General features: G+C 59.9%; 17 protein-coding genes and 3 pseudogenes. 8 read left to right on the top strand and 12 right to left on the bottom strand.

The features are described from left to right. Positions 1-164: 164 nt before the first annotated feature. The 4 genes from repC to NKI79_RS18780 all read right to left on the bottom strand — a co-directional run bounded on the left by repC (position 165) and on the right by NKI79_RS18780 (position 6,012). Positions 165-1,508 (bottom strand): plasmid replication protein RepC, encoded by a 1,344-nt coding sequence (repC, locus tag NKI79_RS18795; protein ID WP_023723128.1) that lies wholly within the window; start codon positions 1,506-1,508, stop codon positions 165-167. Between the two features lie 154 nt (positions 1,509-1,662). Further along, positions 1,663-2,697, bottom strand: a complete 1,035-nt coding sequence (gene repB / locus NKI79_RS18790) for a plasmid partitioning protein RepB (RefSeq protein WP_352620116.1) — start codon at positions 2,695-2,697, stop codon at positions 1,663-1,665. Then, positions 2,694-3,875: a plasmid partitioning protein RepA gene (gene repA / locus NKI79_RS18785; protein WP_023749471.1), complete on the bottom strand. Its 1,182-nt coding sequence runs from the start codon at positions 3,873-3,875 to the stop codon at positions 2,694-2,696. The genes repB and repA overlap by 4 nt, the downstream gene beginning before the upstream one ends. A gap of 1,006 nt (positions 3,876-4,881) precedes the next feature. After that, positions 4,882-6,012, bottom strand: a complete 1,131-nt coding sequence (locus NKI79_RS18780; RefSeq protein ID WP_051409794.1) for a site-specific integrase — start codon at positions 6,010-6,012, stop codon at positions 4,882-4,884. Positions 6,013-6,287: 275 nt separating this feature from the next. Between NKI79_RS18780 and NKI79_RS18775 the strand changes: the two genes are divergently transcribed. The 4 genes from NKI79_RS18775 to scpB all read left to right on the top strand — a co-directional run bounded on the left by NKI79_RS18775 (position 6,288) and on the right by scpB (position 9,077). Next, the gene (locus NKI79_RS18775) at positions 6,288-6,584 is read left to right on the top strand and encodes a hypothetical protein (RefSeq protein ID WP_352468047.1); all 297 of its coding nucleotides are present in this window, start codon (positions 6,288-6,290) and stop codon (positions 6,582-6,584) included. Next, positions 6,574-7,167 carry a type II toxin-antitoxin system VapC family toxin gene (locus tag NKI79_RS18770; RefSeq protein ID WP_352620117.1) on the top strand — a complete coding sequence of 198 codons (594 nt, stop codon included), beginning with the start codon at positions 6,574-6,576 and terminating at the stop codon, positions 7,165-7,167. Before NKI79_RS18775 ends, NKI79_RS18770 begins: the two co-directional genes overlap by 11 nt. Before the next feature lie 243 nt (positions 7,168-7,410). Next, positions 7,411-8,367 carry a DUF1403 family protein gene (locus NKI79_RS18765; RefSeq protein ID WP_352620118.1) on the top strand — a complete coding sequence of 319 codons (957 nt, stop codon included), beginning with the start codon at positions 7,411-7,413 and terminating at the stop codon, positions 8,365-8,367. 2 nt (positions 8,368-8,369) lie between these two features. Beyond that, on the top strand, positions 8,370-9,077 hold the full coding sequence (gene scpB / locus NKI79_RS18760; protein WP_352620119.1) for an SMC-Scp complex subunit ScpB: 708 nt from the start codon (positions 8,370-8,372) through the stop codon (positions 9,075-9,077). 43 nt (positions 9,078-9,120) lie between these two features. Here scpB and NKI79_RS18755 read toward each other — a convergent pair whose 3' ends face one another. The 3 genes and pseudogenes from NKI79_RS18755 to NKI79_RS18745 all read right to left on the bottom strand — a co-directional run. Beyond that, positions 9,121-9,645 carry an RES family NAD+ phosphorylase gene (locus NKI79_RS18755; protein ID WP_352803352.1) on the bottom strand — a complete coding sequence of 175 codons (525 nt, stop codon included), beginning with the start codon at positions 9,643-9,645 and terminating at the stop codon, positions 9,121-9,123. Then, positions 9,642-10,028 carry a hypothetical protein gene (locus NKI79_RS18750; RefSeq protein WP_023680933.1) on the bottom strand — a complete coding sequence of 129 codons (387 nt, stop codon included), beginning with the start codon at positions 10,026-10,028 and terminating at the stop codon, positions 9,642-9,644. Before NKI79_RS18750 ends, NKI79_RS18755 begins: the two co-directional genes overlap by 4 nt. A gap of 89 nt (positions 10,029-10,117) precedes the next feature. Beyond that, positions 10,118-10,354, bottom strand: a pseudogene (locus tag NKI79_RS18745) (hypothetical protein); the annotation flags it as partial. Between the two features lie 246 nt (positions 10,355-10,600). Here NKI79_RS18745 and NKI79_RS18740 point away from each other — a divergent pair. Together NKI79_RS18740 and NKI79_RS18735 are read left to right on the top strand one after the other, a co-directional pair. Next, positions 10,601-11,262: pseudogene (locus NKI79_RS18740) on the top strand (trypsin-like peptidase domain-containing protein); the annotation flags it as partial. Then, positions 11,245-11,994 carry a PDZ domain-containing protein gene (locus tag NKI79_RS18735; protein ID WP_352803393.1) on the top strand — a complete coding sequence of 250 codons (750 nt, stop codon included), beginning with the start codon at positions 11,245-11,247 and terminating at the stop codon, positions 11,992-11,994. The pseudogene NKI79_RS18740 and the gene NKI79_RS18735, both read left to right, overlap by 18 nt. A 62-nt stretch (positions 11,995-12,056) precedes the next feature. Here NKI79_RS18735 and NKI79_RS18730 read toward each other — a convergent pair whose 3' ends face one another. Beyond that, a complete protein-coding gene (locus NKI79_RS18730; protein ID WP_156937504.1) occupies positions 12,057-12,545 on the bottom strand; it encodes a hypothetical protein in 489 nt (162 codons plus the stop codon). Between the two features lie 223 nt (positions 12,546-12,768). Continuing rightward, positions 12,769-13,503, bottom strand: coding sequence for a thermonuclease family protein (locus NKI79_RS18725; RefSeq protein ID WP_352496426.1), 735 nt, complete (start codon positions 13,501-13,503; stop codon positions 12,769-12,771). A 1,243-nt stretch (positions 13,504-14,746) separates the two neighbouring features. Between NKI79_RS18725 and NKI79_RS18720 the strand changes: the two are divergent. Next, a pseudogene (locus NKI79_RS18720) lies at positions 14,747-15,726 on the top strand (IS110 family RNA-guided transposase); the annotation flags it as partial. Positions 15,727-16,675: 949 nt separating this feature from the next. Here the strand turns inward: NKI79_RS18720 and NKI79_RS18715 are convergent. From NKI79_RS18715 to NKI79_RS18705, 3 genes are all read right to left on the bottom strand, one after another. Next, positions 16,676-16,864: a hypothetical protein gene (locus tag NKI79_RS18715; protein WP_352637044.1), complete on the bottom strand. Its 189-nt coding sequence runs from the start codon at positions 16,862-16,864 to the stop codon at positions 16,676-16,678. Positions 16,865-17,026: 162 nt separating this feature from the next. Next, positions 17,027-17,332, bottom strand: a complete 306-nt coding sequence (locus tag NKI79_RS18710) for a hypothetical protein (RefSeq protein ID WP_352803350.1) — start codon at positions 17,330-17,332, stop codon at positions 17,027-17,029. Between the two features lie 335 nt (positions 17,333-17,667). Then, positions 17,668-18,045, bottom strand: a complete 378-nt coding sequence (locus tag NKI79_RS18705) for a transcription elongation factor Spt5 (protein WP_352637042.1) — start codon at positions 18,043-18,045, stop codon at positions 17,668-17,670. Positions 18,046-18,196: 151 nt separating this feature from the next. On the opposite strand from NKI79_RS18705, the gene NKI79_RS18700 reads away from it, so the two are divergent. Beyond that, positions 18,197-18,439: a hypothetical protein gene (locus NKI79_RS18700; RefSeq protein WP_352803347.1), complete on the top strand. Its 243-nt coding sequence runs from the start codon at positions 18,197-18,199 to the stop codon at positions 18,437-18,439. Positions 18,440-19,277: the final 838 nt, after the last annotated feature.

Raw genomic sequence — 19,277 nt, 5'->3', positions numbered from 1 at the left:
TCGGTAAGCGAATTCCACCACACCATCCCGGCGGTTTCATCGGGCGTCGGTTGCGGGTCATGTTCTTTTCTCATACCTTCGATGCTCGCATAAGACGCTCGTCCCGACAAGCGCCGCAGCGACCCGCCCAAGCTCATAAAGCGGATCGAAACCCGCCCACCTCATCATGATCCGCGCCCCGGCTTGTCGAGGCTGCGGCGCAACGCATTGCTGATTTCCAGCCGGGATTCGGTGCGCACGACCTTGCCCGCCATCTCCAAATCGACGGCAGCGGCTTCAGCTCCGGTTCCGGTCATTTTCGACGCGTCAAGCTTGGCCCGCAACAAGGCCATCACCATCGGCCAGACCGAGAACTTTCCGACCTTTGCTCGATCTGTCAGGCTGCGCAAATAGCCGCCGGCGCTGTTGATCTGGTCCTGCCGCTGGTAGATCGCGGCAATGGAAATTGCCGCCTGCTGCTCACCCATTGCCGTTCGCGCTTCCTCCCAGGCGCTCGGGCTGACGCCCATGGACGGTCGGGCAACCTCGGCCGCGGCCAGAAATTCACGCCAGTTGCGGATTCCGCCGCCGCCCTTCACCAGCCAAAGCATGTTCGGGCAGGCATCCAGCACGATCCCTAGCGGCAGTTCGCGTTTCGGTAGGCTCCGTACGTTGTCGGTGTCCGCAACGTTTCCGCCCGCTTCATCTTTATTTCCTGAGCCGCTTTCAGATTCAAATTTAGAGTCTGGTTTTGAATTCTGTATGTGGCGCCCATTTTGGGACTCATTGGCGTCCACTTTCTGTGTTTTTACAAATGATTCCAATGCTTCACGCACTTCAGCCCAAAGGCCTTCAAGTTCTTCGGCAATCACCTCGAGAGTCTGCCTAGGTGCAGTGCGTGGTATCTGACCAACAATCGCCTGGTAGGCCTGCTGGACCCTGCCCCAGTTCGCCGGAACGCCTTCCTCAATCCCCGCGTCGATCATCTTGACGATGTCACGGCGGCATATGGTTAGCCGCTCCTTAACGAGACGAAAGGCCTTCTTCTCAGATCTGACCGCTTCCGCAAGATCCTTGAACTCCTCAGCGCGCGCCACGATCGGCGAGATGTCAAAGCCATAGGCTTGCTCGATCTCGCCCGCCTGCCCTTTCCGGGCGAAGCGCTTGCCGTTTGGGCTGTCCCGACGGATGATCAATCCACACTCGACCAGAACGGCCAGGTGTCGCCGTAAGGTCGTTGGGGGCATGCCATTGGCGCGGCGGATCAGCTGCTCGTTGGATGGCCATACAACCAGTTCACTGTCGCCATAAAGTGCCGTGTCCGGATGGAACGACAACAGCGCGTCGAGAATAGCCAAAGCGCGATCAGTGGCGCCCAGAGCGATCCTGGCATCCTTGATATCTTGGAAGACATGCCATTTGTGGACGATCGCGTCCTTCGGCACGGCCCTTGCGGTGACTTGGCTTGAAATCATGCCAAGCGTCATCGGCCGCCGCCCAAAGGGCGTCGTCGCAATATTCGTCTCCATTTTCTTTCACCCTCGATTAGGCAAAAGAAACCTGCTCGCCAAAACGACGCCAATGACTCTTGACAGTGATTCGTGGAGATGCGATTCTCAGAGTGCTTAGTTCAGAGAGAGGCTTCCACGGCTTGCCGTTCGGGGGCCTTTTTCTTTTGCGGTTTCAGACTCCTTGTTTCGTGATGGACTTCCGAAAGGCCTCAAACAGGTCGTCCAGTTGTCCGGCGATAAACGCTGCGAAACGCGATCCTTCAGCCTCTCCCACCGCAATCATGGTAGTTTTTCCGTTGTCTTTGAGGCTGACGCTGACTGTTTTGTCTGGAGCAGCCCAGGATTTCATAGCAATCTTGGGCTTTGATGGCTTGGCCGGACCCGCAGGTTCTTTGATCGCATTATGATCCGATGGAAGCGTCTCAAGCAGAATAATGAATCTGTCGTCGGACGTTGCCTCGCGGAATTTGTTTTTGCGAATAAGATCGAAAGCTTTTGCGGGTAAGCCGTCTATGGAATAGCGGTTCGAGAATTCCTGCCATCGTCCTCGACCAATCCCGGGAGCTTTACCAATCGATTGCAGTATCTCCTTGTCGACCGATGAGGCGATTTTGATCATCTCGGAGACATGCGATTTTCCTGTCGACAGCGAAGCGCAGATGGTGTCCCGTTTGTATCCCGCTTCCTGCTGCGCAAGCGCAAAAGCGCACTTCTCAATGTATGAAAGATCCTCTCGAGCGGTGTTTTCTTCGCCTTGGAAAATGACTGCTTGTTCATCAGTTAACTCGCGGACGGCCGCTTTGAATCCGATCCCAAGCTGCTTAGCTGCCGCTAATCTTCTGCGACCATAGACGATTTGAAACTCGCCATCCTTGCCTTGTACTGGCCGAACCAGTCCAGGCACAATCTGACCGCGCTCCCGCATGGATTCAGTGATCTCAGCAATGGCGGAAATCTCGTAGGCGTCATCATATCGATCGGTAATAGACGACGGCCGTATTTTGTCGGGATCGAGTTCAATGATCTGTTCGCCTGACTTCAGTAACTTGTCGGCGATATCGCTACGCTCTTGCATTTGGCGAACACCAGCCGCCACCTTCATCAGGTGCGGCGATGACGTGCGGCGGCTGACGCCCTCCTCCGAATTGTCCTCCCCGAGTTGCCCCAAAACAGCAGCAAACATGCCCTTAGAATCTTTACGGCTCACTGTTCACGCCTCCATGCCATTGTGATGAGGCTTTCTATTTCCGCGTTCGCGGCATTGATCGATTCGATTGCACGATCATAAGTTTTAGGTGCCGAAAACCTCGATCGTTGCACTTCATAGAGGCTCTGCTTCCAAGTGAGAGCGTCCGCAACCGCAGTGGATTTGGAGACTGAATTCAGAAGTAAATCCTCGCCAAACACTTGGCGCATTAGGGCCTGCATGTTGGCTTGCGGGTGGTCGTTGGCCTCAAACTTTGTGATGAGGAATTTGGCGAAATCCCAACGTGCGCCTGCACCAGCCTCATCCAGGATTTGCATATAAGATGCGGCCAGCTCCAAAAACTTCCCTGTGGAGTCGACATCGAGCATGTGCGCTGGAACTGGGATTAGGACTCCGGTAGCGGCAGTGAGCGACGAAAGTGTCAGGAAATTGAGTGACGGCGCACAGTCGAGAAGGACGATGTCGTAGTTATCGACGATCTGTTCGAGCGCCTGTGACACTCGAAGCAGAAAACTGGTTCCACCGCTCTTGCGCATCTCAAGGGTGACGGCCGTCTCGAATTCTGTCAGCTCAAGACCGGCGCAGATGACGTCGAATCCGATGATATGCGTCTGATGAATAATCTTTTCCGTTGGCACCGGATCATCAAACCGAATCGCTGAGTAAAGGGTGTCACCTTCTCGGTAGTCAAATCCGGGTAACGCTCCTTGCAGACTTGTCAACGACGCCTGGGGATCCATGTCGACTGCGAGAACGCGATATCCACGTAGTGCCAACCAATGACCCAAGTGAATAGTGGTCGCTGTCTTGGACGATCCACCTTTGAAGTTCGTGATCGCGATGATCTGGCAATCCTCGCCTTTAACACGACGAGGATTGATCCATTTCTTCCGTGCCTTTTCCGCCAGGTGCATCCGAAGGTCCAGCACCTGCTCCACAGAATATAAGCGCTTTCCGGTGGTCGTTGTCTCTGGCTCAGGCCCCTGCCCTTTTAAGGAGACCTGCCGTATGTAAGCTTCAGTCACTCCTAGCAATGCTGCCACTTCCGTCGAAGTGAATTTGCGCATCGTACGAATCGCATCTGGAGGATACTGAGCCAGCGAAAGATTGTTGAGTGCCTTCTCGAGTTTCGTCGAAAAGGTATTCATGAACTGAAGGCTACTTAGATGCCGCGTCACCCAGATTCTCCTCTTGCACCCAGCGCCTATTGATAGCGACTGTGGTTAACAAGCTGTTAACGCCACGCCAACTACGCCAACTTTTCGAATTACGCGGTTTGTCCGTTACTGGAGGTATGCCCGATTCGGAGAATTCGAGCAAATGGACACAGGGCAGTTCCCAGCTGGGAACTTTTCGCTATCGCTGGCTTCCCTGTGCCGTCAAAGTTGCGCATCAGGCATTGAAAAAGACAGCTATGAAGTTGGTTACGCAGCATGGGGGCACGGGCGGGCCCCGTTGCCCGTTTTGTTCTCGTAGATAGTCGACGTTGGTGTACCGGTTGGCCTCTGGCTTCCGCGTACGGCCGCGAGCGACCTACAAAAGCGCAGGTAGGTTTCGGCGCATGGAGAGATACCCCCTCCCCCCACTTTGGCGCGGCGGCGAAATTCCCGTTGTGACGGAGGCACTGAGCTCGCGCAGTCCTAGGGAAGTCACCATCCTTTGCGTCGGGGACGATGGGTTGTGTTTGTAATGCAGCCATGCCGCGCCGCTTCCGATGTCACTTCGGTGAACGCCCCCAGGCAGACAAGTTAGACGCCCCACGGCCCCTACCCTGCAACGAGGCATTCCTTCCGGGCCGAGCGACTCTCGCGAATGGCAACTCAGCGGCTAGGATCTATCGCCAGGCGTCCCACGCGATTTGACAGCAATCAGCACCGTTTGGCACGTGGGCGTCCTGTCCACGCGCACTTTCCTCCAGCGTCGAGCAAGAGGCTCCTGCAGTCGCCAGGCAACTTCCCTCGGGGGCTAGTCCAAGTGTCGGCGAAGGATCCTGGAGAACTCATCGAGAAGCAACTTCTCGCACAACCCGTATTTTGAGTTCCCAGCTGGGAACAGCTCTTCAAGTTGGAGGCTTGCGCCCGCACCAATAAACCTTAGAAACCCATCAACTTGATGGTTGGATCTGTGGCGCCGGGGTGGATTGGCGCATCCAGAGGCACCTGCGGCTGGGGGGCGTACCGCACTCTACAATCCTGACGCCTTAGTTAGATTGACGCGGAAGCGATCGCGCCGGCGCTGGTATTTGCGTGTCATCTCTGCCGAGGCGTGACCAAGCTGCTTCTGCACGTAGCGCTCGTCAACCTCGGCAGAGGAGGCGAGGCCAGCGCGCAGCGAATGGCCGGAAAACTTTTGGCCGCGCTCGCCCTCGGAAAGATCACCGCGCACGCCGGCGGCCAAGGCCGCGCGTTTGACCAGCCGCGCCACCTCCTGATCGTTGAGCCGCTCGGCGCCCACAGCTTTGCCCTGCCCCGTGACGCGGCGGAAGAGGGGGCCATGCGCGATGCGGGCCAGCTTCAGCCAGGTCTGCAGGGCGACGACCGGGCAGGTGGCATCGGACGAGCCGCGGCCAATCTCGACCTCGCGCCAGCCGGTCTTGCCTCGCAGCGTAACCAGCACGCCCTTGTCCGGGAAAAATTCAATCCAGCCGCAGCCGTCCTCGGTTTGATCGCGCGCAACATCGAGGCCCACGATTTCGGAGCGGCGCAAGCCGCCGGCGAAGCCCAAAAGCAACATGGCGCGGCCGCGCAGACCGCGCAGCGTGCCACGATCGAGCGTTTCCAGCATGGCGACAAGATCGTCGCGCAGGATGGCTTCCTTTTGACGGGGAGGGGAGGCGTGTTTATTGCGGATGCCGGCGAGCACGGTGGCGATATGCCGGTCCTTCCGGTCGAGCGGTTGACCGCGTTGCGTATAGTTCCAGGTCAGCGACGACAGGCGGCGCTCAATGGTCGACACAGACTTTTTGTCCCGTTCCGATCCTGAGGCCTGGGCCGTGATGTAGAGGCCGACGACTTGTGGATCTGGCGGCAGCGGATCAAACGCCTGGCGCCGGCACCAGGCGCAAAAATGCTTCCAGTCGGCGGCATAGGCGCGACGGGTGTTTGCCGAACTCGCCGCCTCGACGTAATCGCGCGCGCGGTCGGCCAGCTTTTCGAGATGGGCAGGCAGTGATGCTCGTCGCGAGTCGAGGACCTGCGTGGGAGGAGCGGGAGCCTCATCCGGATGCCCCATTTCCATGACGACGTCGACAATGTCAGGCAGGTCGCTGGTGTCGACCGCGTCGATGGGCGTCATGAAATTACGGGGACTGCCCATCGAAACTCTCGATCATTTGAATGTCACAGTGGTGCGATTCTGAGAGCCCCAACGTGCGACCAAAGCGCCCAACTGTCCACCGCGAGGTGCTTGACCAGTAGCTCCCGAGATTTGCGCCGGTCGCGTACGACCACACGCTGGGTCGTGCTTTAGCATGACCGGGCGACGGACCATGTCCGATCCAGTGTTGACCCTCCTAGGGCCCTCTTTCTCAGTGCCGATCCTTGCCTTCATGTTCAACATCCCTTATGTTTCGTTCAACAGGAGAATCCAGGATGAGCGTACGTGGCGCAACGGCAGCCGAAAGCGAGGAGCGGATCGCCCACACCCGGAACCGTCTGGTGCTTGAGCAGGCGAGGGCGGTCGGCCTTCTCGGCGCGGCCAAGAACACACGCCTTTCCGGGAGGGTGCCGTCGGAATTGATCGAGGCGGCAAAAAAGCGCGCTCATGTGACCTCCGACACTGAACTGCTGGAGCTCGCCTTGTCGCGGCTGGCCCTCGAGGACGATTTTGGCGCCCAGCTCGTCCGCCGCAAGGGCAGCATCTCCGCAGACATTGATCTTGGCGTTTGATCTCGGGAGCGCACTGCGTTCCCTCAAACCACAGCGGCGTGCCGGCGGGCTGGAACGGCGGCCGGATTCCGCTCTGTCCTGGGCAGGGGACCAGCCGCCTGTCGGCGGTGCATTGCTTCTCGACACGAGCGTCTATCTGGATGTCCTTCAGGGGCGCACGCCCAAAGTGGTCGATGACCTTCTGATCTATAGGCTCTGTCAGCACTCGGCCGTCTGCCTTGCCGAGCTCAGCCACCTGTTCGGCCGGCTCGACCCAGCGCACCCCACGACGAAGTCGGTCCTGAAAGTGGTTGCAGGCACGATTGAAGACATTCCAGTGCACCGGCTGCATGCACCCGACGCCACCGCCTGGGGACGCGCCGGCATGCTTGCCGGCCTGCTGTTCCGGCTGAGCCGTCTGCCGAAAGGGGAGGGCCATGCACGCCGCTTCCTCAACGATGCGCTGATCTTTCACCAGGCCGGTCTGCTGGGCGCGACGGTCCTGACCGGCAATGTTGGGGATTTCGATTACCTCAACCAGCTTGTTCCGTCGGTGCGTGTGATCTTCTACCGGCCGGTGACAGACTTGCGCCCGCAGGGTTGAAAGCGTCTGTGGCAGATGCCCGTGCACCGTGATCGTCCAACCTCCTTTAATGACCACCAGTTTTCAAAAAGGTCGCTGACACTCTCCTGCGACCGTTGAACCGCGGGCGACAGCGGCCATTTCTAACGTAATGACAAACACGAACGATAATGCAATTATCGTTCGTTTTATTACGCCGACAGGTTGTGCGTTTTGGCGCGAAAATTCTAGCGCAAAGCGCACCGGCGCTTTACCCTCGAAATCATGATTCGCCTCAATCCCGCGACCGCCGCCCCAGCCGCGCCCCCTGCCCTTCCGGCCTGGGCGCTCGCGCCCGGCCGTAACGCTTGCGACGCCGACGCCGCTTTCCAGGCCGGCGCCGCCTTGGCTTCGCTCGATAGCCTCGCCCGCGCGCAGCCTGCCTGGTCCGGCGCCTGGCGCCAGCGGCTGGCGCTGAAATGCGCCGCCGCCAGCATGCGGCTGGCCGGGCGCGCGGAGGATGAGGCCGCCCTGCGCGACGCGTGGCACCTGCGCCCGGCTGGAGCCGATCCTGGTCCTGCCGGCGCCATCTTCGGCGCTTGGCGGCAGCTCGCGCTCATGCCGCCAGCCGCCGCTGTCGATCGCCTGGCACGGGTCACCGAGCAACTGGGTCTCCATCGAGACGTCGAGGCGCTGACCGCGCTTTGTGAACACATCGACGACCTGGCGCGCTCGGGGCGGCCGGCGCCGTTCGCCGCGGCAGCGATCGCCGCTCACGTCGTTGCCATGCGGCCCGATGCCGAGCTTTTTGCCTGGTGGCTCGCCGACCTGGTACTGGCGCAAAACCTGCGCTGGCCGCGGCCGCTGCCGCTGCTGCTGGCTCAGGCCTTTGGTCCGGCTTTTCGCGGCGAGGCCGGCGGCGGCAAACGGATCCGGCCCGGCGAAAAGGGGTTTGAGCGCGCGGTCTGCATTGCGCTGGTTCATGCTGCGACGGAGGCCTGCCGGTTGGCGACCGAGCTGTTGCGCCGCGCCGAAAAGCTGCTGGCGGCGGCACCAAAACTGCGCGCCAAAGGCGCCGGCGACGTGATCTTTCTGCTGCTCAGTGAAGACGCCGTCTCGGGCTCGCTGACGACGAAAAACCTGTCGCGGTTTGCGGCGCGCCGCCTGTTCGAGCGGCTGCAACAGCTCGACGCCGTGCGTGAGCTGTCCGGCCGCCCCACCTTCCGCCTGTTTGGACTTTAGCGATGAGCGAAGCGTCCGCCCGCCGCAAGGCAAACGATCAGCCGGCGTTGCTCGACACCGAGCTGGAACATCTGCCGGCGGAATTGCGCTGGCGCGAGTGGATGGGACGCGTCGAAGCGGCGATCTTTGCCGCAAATGAACCGGTGCAGCGAGAGGTGCTGGCGCGGGTTGTTGGGAGAAATTGCAATCTCGAGCTGATCATCGATGACATCCGCGCCGAACTCGCCGGCCGCCCCTATGAGCTGGTGTCAGTCGCTGGCGGCTGGCAGCACCGGACCAGAAAGGTTTTTGGCGATGCCATTCACGCAGCCTTCGGCACGGCCGCGGGGCAGGGGCCGAAAGAACTGTCGCAGTCGGAGGCGCTCGTGCTGATGTGCATTGCATACTTCCAGCCGATCACGCGTGGCGAGCTGTCTTCTTTCTTCGGCAAGGAGGTGTCGCGCGACCTGATCGGCGTGCTGCGCGCGCAGGATCTTATCGCTTCGGGTCCGCGCTCGCCGCAACCTGGCGCGCCCTATACTTATGTGACGACGAAAACTTTTCTCTCGCAGTTCGGGCTCGACACGCTGCGCCAGCTACCGGATTTCGAGGCGCTTGAGGACGCAGGGCTGCTGTCGAAGGAGAAGCTGCTGGCCGGCGATATTCCAGCCGGGCTGGCGAGCGGGGAGGGCGACGGCGAGGACGATGTCGTTGGGGACCAAGCGCCGTGACGGGGGACGTCGTCGCGTTGCGATCCCAGAGACGGTCGATAACTCAGCACCAGGACGACTGGTTGTGCGGCAACCGTTGATCGGGATCGTGAACCGCGACATGGTCGCCGTCGACAAGATTGGCCGGAAAGATCACCAGATTGGTGCCGCCGGCGTGACGCAGCGACGGAAACAGGATGCCGCGAAGTCCGGCGGTGATGACCAGATCCGCGAGCTTCCACGATGGCGGGATCTTCTTGTCGATGCGAGCGACCTGGCGCCAGGCACAATCCCACTCCTTCCACGGGCCGTCCCAGATGTCCGGGTCGAAACCCTGCGAAAGGTCGGCTACCTCGGCGAGCGTGATCTTGTAAGCGGCAAGGGTGGCGGGCGGGGTGATGCTGGCTCCCTGCTTGTATTCATCAAGCGCCGTCTGGGTCGCACGCGACAGATAAAGTGCTTCGATGCCTGGCCGGTTGAAACGACCGCCGTCCATCGCTGCGCCTGCACCGCTGGTGGGCAGGAAAGCCCATTTGGGAGTCAGATAGCGATGGAAGATTTCGTCTGGACCGATGCGGGTGATCCTCACCCGCGCGCACCATTCTCGAGATCCCGGATAAAGGCCAGAACCGCCTCGACCTGGCCGCCCGCGACGAGCTCGGCTGCGGTACGATGGCCATAGTCGGCGATCGGTTCATTGCGGTACCAAAAGATCGCCTTGTTGACGTCGCCGGTGAGTTCCGTCGCCGCCGAGATCACTTTCACCATCTCGCGCATCCGGCCCTGCAGGCGCTCCGATGAGGGATTGCGGAGCGTGTTGCGGTGGACACCGGTCAGCTGGGCCAAGTTGGCCACCTTCACGCCCAGCGCCTGCGACAGGCGCTTCGGCGAGATATAAGGCGTGCGCGGCTCCTGCAGGCTATCGACAAAGCCGGAAATCACCGTGGAATGTGCGAGCTGTGCGTGGGCCATGACAAATCTCCGACCTCTCATATGCACAATATATGCACATTCCGATGCATAGCAAGTGGACGGAGGCATCGTCTTGTCCCCAACATGGAGCTGACCGGTTCGGTTGCTCCCGGCGGCATGCGTAGCGCCGGCACCGATTCCACCGCACAGGCATCCGATGCCCAGGACGAAAGGATTGCACGCTTCTCCTGGACGTCCAGCGTCGCGTCAGTCAGCACGTCCTGAGGTCGCTCGAAATGCCGTGCTGGATGGAGCAACCGGTCAAGAAAAACATCAGGACCCTCGGGCCCGATTGGGGGAAAACTCGTCGAAATGGCTCCTTCCATCGATGGTCCTCCGCTTTGAATAGTCTCCTTTGTTGATGTCATCTTTGGTGGCTCTCGCGATTTTCACCAGCCGAAATTTTGGAGAGTTTCGAGCAAATTTCAATGGCCCGACAAGGCCAAATCCTCGCAGTTCAGCCCACGATCAACATTTTTTCGAACCGGTGAAACAATCGGCGTGAATGTCAGTTGTTGCGTCTGGGAAAAGTCGCGCGGCAGCGCCAGGGCGGTCGGGCAGGAGAATCAATCATGTCTTACATTGCCAGGAAGCGACTGAGCATGGGCCTCGTCGCAGGAATCTTGATGCTCTCGGCTGGCGGCTTTGCTCCGGTTTCAGCACAGGAAATCCCGAACGACTTCAGCGCAATCCTGCGTCAGAAGCTGCCGGCCGTGGTCGCGATCACGACGAGGCAGATCATCCAGGACCAAACGATGCTCGACGATTTTCTCAACCCCTTCGACAGCCGCGGGCCTGCCCAGCCGCAGGTGCGAGAAGCTCTCGGCTCCGGCTTCGTGGTCAGTCCGGAGGGCTACATCGTCACCAACAATCATGTCGTGGCCGACTCCACCGAAATCCACGTCGTATTCTCCGATAAGGAGACTTCGCGCGCGCGACTTGTGGCCGCGATCCAGCAACCGACATCGCGGTGCTGAAGGTCGATCCACGCCCCAACATGACGACCACCGCCTGGGGTGACTCTGACGCAATGCAGCCGGGTGCCTGGACGATCGCGATTGGCAGTCCCTTCGGGCTCGGGGGAACCGTGACCGTCGGCGTTCTTTCCGCCCGCTCGCGCGACATCCAGGCCGGCCCTTACGACGATTTCCTCCAGACAGACGCCTCGATCAACAGAGGCAATTCCGGCGGCCCGCTGTTTAACGCGCGCGGCGAAGTGATCGGCGTCAACACGGCCATCGTCTCGCCATCGGGCGGCAGCATCGGCATCGGTTTCGCCGTGCCGTCCCGAACTGCACGAAGCGTCGCCGATCAGCTGATCCGTACCGGCCGGATCGACCGCGGCTTCATCGGAGTGCGTCTCCAGGAGGTGACGCCGTCGCTTGCCCAAGCGCTTGGGATATCGAGCACCAAGGGAGCGCTGGTCGCCTCGGTCGAGCCCGGCAGTCCGGCGGAGAAGGCCGGCCTACAATCGGGCGATGTAATCACCCGGTTCAGCGGCAAGGACATCCAGGGCGTCCATGACTTGACACTGGCGGCAGCGAACGAAAAGCCAGGGTCGAAAGCGACGCTGACAAGGAACCGCGGCGGCTCCCAGCAGGAGGTGGAGCTGACCGTCGGCCAACGCAAGGACGAGGAGGTGCAGACCGGTGCCGTTCCGAGTCCGGAAGCGGCGGACCAACGCCTCGGGCTGTCGCTCAGCACCATTCCGGACGAAGCCCGCCAGCAACTCGGTCTGCAGCCGGGTACCACCGGCGTGTTTATCCAGGAAGTGGCGCCGAATAGCCCCGCCGCCGAGAACGGCCTTCGACCTGGCGACGTGATTGTCTCGGCCAACAACCGGGATGTGGCACAGCCGTCAGATATCCAGGAGGAGTGGGCAAGATCCCGGCAGCAGCACAAGCCCATTCTGTTGGGCATAAACAGGCAAGGACAATCGCTCTTCATTGCCCTAGCTGCTTCCTGACGTAGCGTGCGTCGAAACCAAAAATGTGGCAAAGTTTCCGTTCCGTATCCGAAAGAACGGAATCAGGTCGCCGGAGCCCAAACATCACTCCAGCCGCCTCCTCCCATCTCGCGCGCGGCAAAAAGCAGCCAGCCGGCCGTGGCTCCCATCATCGTCCGCACTTGAGCAGCTCGTGCCGAGCCCGTGTCAATTTTGACGCACTCCGTTCCTATATAGCGTGATAGAAGACCTTCGCCGCGTTGGCGATGATGAAGACCGGCCTTGCCGGAACCGCGCAGCGAGCGCCCTTCCCGAAGACGCCATATGACCACATCTCGCACGGTCATTGTTGAGACGGCAGCGTCAAAGTTCGCCGCATCAGTTGCAACGAGTTCTGGAAAATCAGGCCGGACTTGATGCCAGCGAATGATAACGTCAGGTCGGCTCGCCGTGTTCTGCATCGCTCGTTGTCGATGGGTGGCGATCATAATCGATGGGCGGGGCAACATAACTTCGGCCTCGGCTCTGCCGAACTCCCTGCCGATTTGGAATGCCGCTGAAAGCTGTCTCATGAACGGAGGGCTGCACGTATTTTGGAGGCATCGTTGGATCTTCCCGCTTTCATTTAGTCGACAATAGCTGGTCCGCTTGGAACGGCAGTCCGTCACCGTTCAAAAGCCACCCGTCGAGGCGGCCCTTTCATTAGGAACCCCTCCACATGACCAAACCCACCCCAACGCGCCGCGGCGCCAACACCGACGTGCGTGCGACCGTGAAGCGGCAGCACCTGCAGGTTCAACACTGGCTTTCGCAGGCGATGCCGTCTTTGTCGCGGTCTAGCTTGCGGCCCCAAGAGCAGTTGGCTGGGTACCAACTTGCTTCATCGCACGAGCTGATTTGGGAACAGGTGCGCCGCGGCTCGCATGAATAGCCGCTTTGTGCGACCTGATGGCGGTTGATTAAGCCAAGCGGCTGGTTAGAAAGCGGCCGGTTGTCGGCATGCGCTAGACGCCACACCCAAGGCGCCTGAAAAGTTCCGGCCCACAGACCGAGCTTTGCCGCCTCTGCCTTCGCCTGCTGCCCCGCATAGGCGCCGTGGCTGTAGAGGGGCCAGTCCAGTGCCAAGCCCTGCTCGACAAGCCAGCGCTGAACGCTACGACCGCCCGCCCGATCGCAGTTCCCGACAAGACGCCCGTACCGATCACGATCGACAAAACTGCAATGCAGCGGTCGCGAAGCTGCCAGGAACTTGTCCAAGGCTTGGGCAGCGCGGCGCCCGCATGGGTAGTCAAAGCCCTTGGCGTCGTCGCAGTGCTGACGGCTCTCGGGCGCGTCGATGCCATTGAAACGAATCCTTTGGCCTGCAATCTCTACTGTGTCGCCATCGATCACCGAGGCGCGGCCTTCCATGTGGCCAGGCAATGGTTCTGTCCAGTTTGTTATCGTGCTCTGTTGGCCGGCGGTGCTCTGGATCGCGAATTGGGTGACTGCGGCGGCAAGCGTGCCGGCGCCGAGGAAGATCAGCCCCAAGAGGGGTCGCGGCAGCCGCCGTAACGGCATTCTTCTGCCGGCGCGCCTTCGCCAGCGGTCAGCCTGATTGGCGCCTTGATAACGGTGGCCTTTGCCCACGCCCGCTCTCCCGGAAGAGAGAATGCCGCCATTCCGGGCGAGAGTCCAGAAGCTGCACTAGCCGGTCGGCAACTGGTCAACGCGGGGGGCACCGGCTCAGCCTTTCAACCGTCTCAACTATGGCCTTCGCAAGCGGGCATCAAGGTCCGCGTGAAGCACCTCCGGGGCGAGGAAGACCTTCGGCACGCCTCGCTGCAGGATTTTTGGGATGAAGACTAGAACGCCGTTTGTGTCTCCAAGACGCGACAACGCAAAGTTCACCGGCCCGGCCAAGCGCCGACTATTTGACAAGCGCGCAAATGGCGTATGCTGTCAGCGTCCAAGCTGTTGGGGACGTAGCGGCTACATGCGCTTGTGCTACCCACCCTGGAGCTGGGGAAGTAACCGGCAAGCTCCTAGAAATTAGAGCATTTGAATTTGACGCGCTGGCACCGCCACCTATGACGACTTTTGGCTTGGGACACCAAGCCTGTGCGGATTTGTCTGGGCTTGTATCACTCGCGCTTGCATACTGGGTGATTTCCCAACCGCCGACGCCGTCCTTCCCCGCCGGACCCTCAGCCCCCATTGCACCTCTAGGTCCCTGCTTGCCGGGAAGACCTTGTGGACCGACAGGCCCTTGGGGCCCTGGGGGGCCTGCCGTTGTGCAACCTGCAAGGAGGGCGACGCATGCTAGAGCGGTAATAATTCTCATGACCACCTTCCCGGTTTCCCGGTGAGTTGACGACAAAAAACATTCGCCAAATCAACCGAATGTACCACCACGCGATTGTCGTGGATAGGAACGCGATCGGCGGCTAACGGAACGTCGCATATGCGCCGTGACGACGGGCGGCCAGCAATCGTAGCGTAGAGTGTTGACGCGCCTTCCTTGCCGTTGAAGCTCTCGATGAAGCCGTATCCGGCATGATGTTCTTGGTGCCATCGTTTGTTCGGTACGTCAGGTTCGTTAAGCTTGGCGCATCCGGGCCACGGGGCACCGGGAGCACGCAAGTGCGGGCAGGCCGGCGTATGCAGATGAACTGCGAGTTCGAGCACATTATCTGGCCGCCCCTACGACTCGCCCGGATGCGCTGCGAGTGCGGATCCGTATTTGTCGTGTTGCCCGCTCGCTCCCTGTTCGTGACCAACGATGGAGGGAACCGTGCGTATTATCGGCATGGACATACACCGCGTAACCGCCGAGGTCGTGTCGTTGCTTGATGGCGAGATCGTCAAGCTCGGCCGCGTTCAAATGCTGCGCAATAAGCTCGAGGAGTTCGCCAGGAAGGAACTCACCCACGATGATCATGTGGTGATCGAGGCGACAGGCAATGCTGCTGCCGTCGCTGAAGTGCTGTCGCCCTACGTCCATCGGATCGTGATCGCCAATCCCAAGCAGGTGCACATGATCGCGCACGCGAAGGTGAAGACTGACACGATCGACGCACTGTCCTTGCGAAGCTCTACGCCTCGGGCTTTCTGCCGGAGGTCTGGGTTCCGGATCCGGGGACCCTTGCCCTCCGAAGACAGGTCACCAGGCGGACACAGCTGGTTCGCCAGCGTTCGCGGCTGAAGAACCTGATCCAGTCAATCCTCCACGCCCACCTGATCCCGCCGTGTCCGCATGGGAACCTCGTCGGGATCAGCGGGCGCAAATGGCTGACGAGGCAAATATTGCCTGCGGATGAGCGCGCCGCCATCGAGCGCCACCTCGGCTTGATTAACCAGATCAACGAGACGTTGACGGTGGTCGAGGCGGATATAGCCGTACATGCCCTTCAGGATCCGACAATCCGCCGCCTGATGACGTTGCCCGGCCTCGACGTCACCGTGGCTGCGAGCGTTGCCGCGGCAATCGGCGACATACGGCGCTTCAGCGATCCACAGAAGCTCGTTGACTATCTTGGCCTCAATCCGAGCGTGCGGCAGTCCGGTGAGGGGCCAGCCTATGACGGGCGCATCACGAAGCAGGGCCGCGGCCATGCGCGGGGGATGCTGGTCGAGGCGGCATGGGCGGCTGTGCGATCGCCAGGACCTCTTCGCGCCTCCCACAAGCGGATCGCCTCGCGCCGCGGGAAGCACATCGCGGCCGTCGCCACTGCGCGCAAGCTTGCAATGATCATCTGGCACATGCTGAGCAAGGATACCGCAAAAAAGCCTCGGCGCTGGGTCGTTGCGCCGAGGCTTTGGGCACGTACAAGCTACACCAACATGTCCGTTTATAAACGTGCGCTAATAATGTAAAAAACGGTGAACCACGCACAGGCGGAAGGGCGCACGCTCAAAGCTGGGGTGAAGCGGCAATATCAGTCATGACAAGTTGCGCACCCTGATTGTTCCACCTGGCTTTCGACCGAACGAGGGGACGAGGATGTCGGCTGTGTTGATTTGGCAAGATGATGTACTCCGTCACCGCTCATGCCGATGAAGGGAGGCTTGAACCGCAAATCTCGAAATGTCTAGTGATGGCCACTGGGACCCCGCACATTCGGGGATTCGAAGCTGATTTTCAGGTGGTGCTAAGCAAGGCCGGCAAGGTGGAGACGATCACCGTTATGCTAGGTATGCTCATACATCGCGCTTTGCTCTGAGTGGCGGCCCAGCAGCTTGGGTTAGGGGGGCCGCTGGGCCTGACCAGCGAGCGTTCGGGAATGCTCGACTGGCCGGTTAGTATTTTAGATAAATCTAATATAATCGAACCATGCGAACGAAGTACGCGGCGGTAAGAAAGTGGCTGGCCCGATTCACTTACCGCGCTCTTGCCTTGGGTTCTGGCGAGCTTTCGGACGGGTTTGCAGCCAATTTTGCAGATCGCCGATCTGTTACCCACAGGGACTTTTTCCTCGCCACCAAATCGTCACGATCGCCCTCAGCGGTCGCTCGGCTGTGCATGGCAGCTATGGCGTAGTCGGCTCTGTTGGTTCGATAGTCTTCTTTTTGGACAGTCATCGTTTGCTCCCAGTTTCATAGCCCCTCTTTTGCCCTTGCGGGGAGATTAACTGCCGGTGCATTACGCGAGTCAATCGATGAAACGACCACTCCGCAGTCGCGAGGGCGGGAAGCAAACCGACAATTTTAACGTTGGAACGGCTTACAGAGTGCCGGCAACACAGCCGCCCTTTCGTCGGGCTGCGTTGTTCGCGTCCATGTTGCCCTTCAGCTCGCCGATCTTGGCTTCACGTACCTTGATGTCTGTGTTGTCCATCATGCTGCCAACCGGCAAGCCAAGCCAAAACACGCCGTCCACGTCATGGCGGGCGGTTCTGTCTTGTACAGCCATTATCGGCGCCAGGTCGGAACTCGTTCGGTAAAGTTCGGCTTCCAACTGGCTGCAGGACTTGCCCGCGTATGGGCTGGACCAAACCGGCGTGGGCTTGATGTCGGCTGGGCGAGTAGCGCAGCCCGACAAAACGCTGATGGCTACAAACGCACATAACTTGATTCATGCTTCCCCCCAAAATGCCCGCGGCGAGCAGGCGCTGAGGGCGGGATGAAGTCTATGTGCCTTGACGGCATGCGGAATATATTTTGCGGGATGCCGCACCCTCGCCGACACGAAGCCGTTTCCGAATATCACCTCGCCAAAATTGAACGATAGGCGTGGCTTCTGACGGTAGAACTCCGCGACGCGCAGTTGTCGCTCAAGCCATTTGGCGAGCATTGGGAAGCGATCGACCATCTGCATCGGGACATAAAGCGGGCGCTCAATCTGCTTAACAATAGGCCGGCGGACTACGAAGAACCACATTTCGCGCCCATGTCGCGAGGGTGAAGAACTAGCCTGTCAGTTTAGTGAAGTCGTGGCGCCGCGCGCGAACATGTGCCAGCAAATTCGTTTCGTTTACGACCCCTGATTGAAAGAGATTCAGCGTGGTCGAGGCCAGAATCTGACCGTCTATCGGGGTGCTGTACCATTTGGCGTCGGCGGTTACCTGGTCGACAACCCGCTGGCAGATCGCCCGATCTTTAGGTCTAAGGAACTGACTTTTCAGTGCTCGTAGCATCTCGACGCCTTGAAACGGGGAGTCACCTGTCTCCGCGCGATACCCATGCGTGGTCTCCGGGCATGGACCCTAAACGCATTCAGACGGAAAATTGCCATTCGTTTGAGTGGTACCGATGTCGCGTGGATAAGCGGCGGTCCGCGAGCTGATCCACCATGTCGCGCAGCGGCTTCTTGCGTTTTGGCGTCCTGTACTTCTCGACCAGCCTGACCTTGTCGATATCGATCGTCACCAGCGGTCCCAGATCGACGGTCACCCTGCCGCCTTCCTCGTCTATGCGCGTGATCTCTCCGGTGAGCTCGATCTGCTGCCCCTTCTTCACCTTGGTATGATCGATGATCGAATGTGGAAAGCATAGCTCGGAATCGAGACGTTTACGCCGTGCTGAGTGACCCATTTGCGAAGGTGGGCGTGATCGCCACCTCGTCACGAATGGAAATTCGGCGCGCCGTTCCATGAGTCCGGTGCGCTCGGCGCCTTACTCAAGATATTGCTAATTATGGATGAGCCCGCTTCCTCCAATCGATGGATGAAGCCGATCGTGGGCCGGTGCTACTTTGATGCATCGCGCGACTTACCCGACAAGAGCTGGCTCCAGGGGCAAAAATATGAGCAAGACGACTCTCACTGCTATCGCAATCCTCGCGATCGGTGTCGGCTGTGCCGAAGCCAAGGACCGTAAGGTCGAAACCGCGACCTTGGGCACTTACGCCAATTCGAAGAACCTGCCCGTTTGCACCGCGTCAAGCTCACCCTTCGAAGTCCTCGGTGATGAATGTTTTCTCGTCACAGGTTCGATGATCTATGGCGACATCGCCGAACTCTCCCGGACAATCACTTTGAGTTGGTAGCCTAACCAACAACCTCCCAGCGCGGCCTCCATTCTCCGGTATGAAGTTGTTGCGTCGCAGGGGCTGCCTTCGCCCAGATATCGACCCAGTCTTCGCGCGTCGCCAATACCGGCGCAATCCCCAGTCACCACGGGCCTCTCCAAAATTCTTATGCCGTCCGCACCTGCGGTCGAGCGTGTCGCGCCAACACAGCAGCGCCTCTGCATCGTTTGGGCAACCCAACGCATAGCTTCCGGTCCGGAAACTCGCTTACGCGTCTCATCGTCCATTCGGCAGCGGAAAATTAGGCCGATTTGGCAGTGCTCAGAATCGCGTAGCTGTCCTGCGATCCGCTCGGAGAGGATGGCGAGTGGTTGCGGCAACTGCGCCTCAAGCTGGCTGGCGACCGCCGTCTGCAGCGCGCTGCTGCGGAGCAGCGCTGACGCTGCGTTCGTCCGGACCGTCGCAAGACCGCTTGATTGTATCCGGCCTGGAGACAGACAAACGCCGGCGCAATCTCACCCTGAAACCAAAAGACAATATCGATGACCTCCAACAGCTATGCTCCCAAGGGTTCAAGCGCCTGCAAACATTCACCATGCCAATTTCGCCCGCTTCGATAATGACGGCGCCATCAATTTCATGGCGCAAGCCGCTTCATGAACCGGCTAGAAGACCCCACCCCAAAAGCCGCTGATCGATTTGAGCCGCAGTAACGAAGTCTAACCGGGTTCCCAGTACAAGAAGCTCAAACCGCGCAAGACCGCTGATCGATACGGCCACGATCTTCAACGGTCTTGCCCAATGGAAGCCGCCCCAATGGAAATCGCCACGAACGGCCATACGACTAGCCATCTGA

It is taken from the genome of Mesorhizobium sp. M0340, assembly GCF_040321535.1.
Taxonomy (GTDB): domain Bacteria; phylum Pseudomonadota; class Alphaproteobacteria; order Rhizobiales; family Rhizobiaceae; genus Mesorhizobium.
The sequence above is the reverse complement of the archived record's forward strand: the minus strand, read 5'-3'. Positions and strand labels throughout refer to the sequence as shown.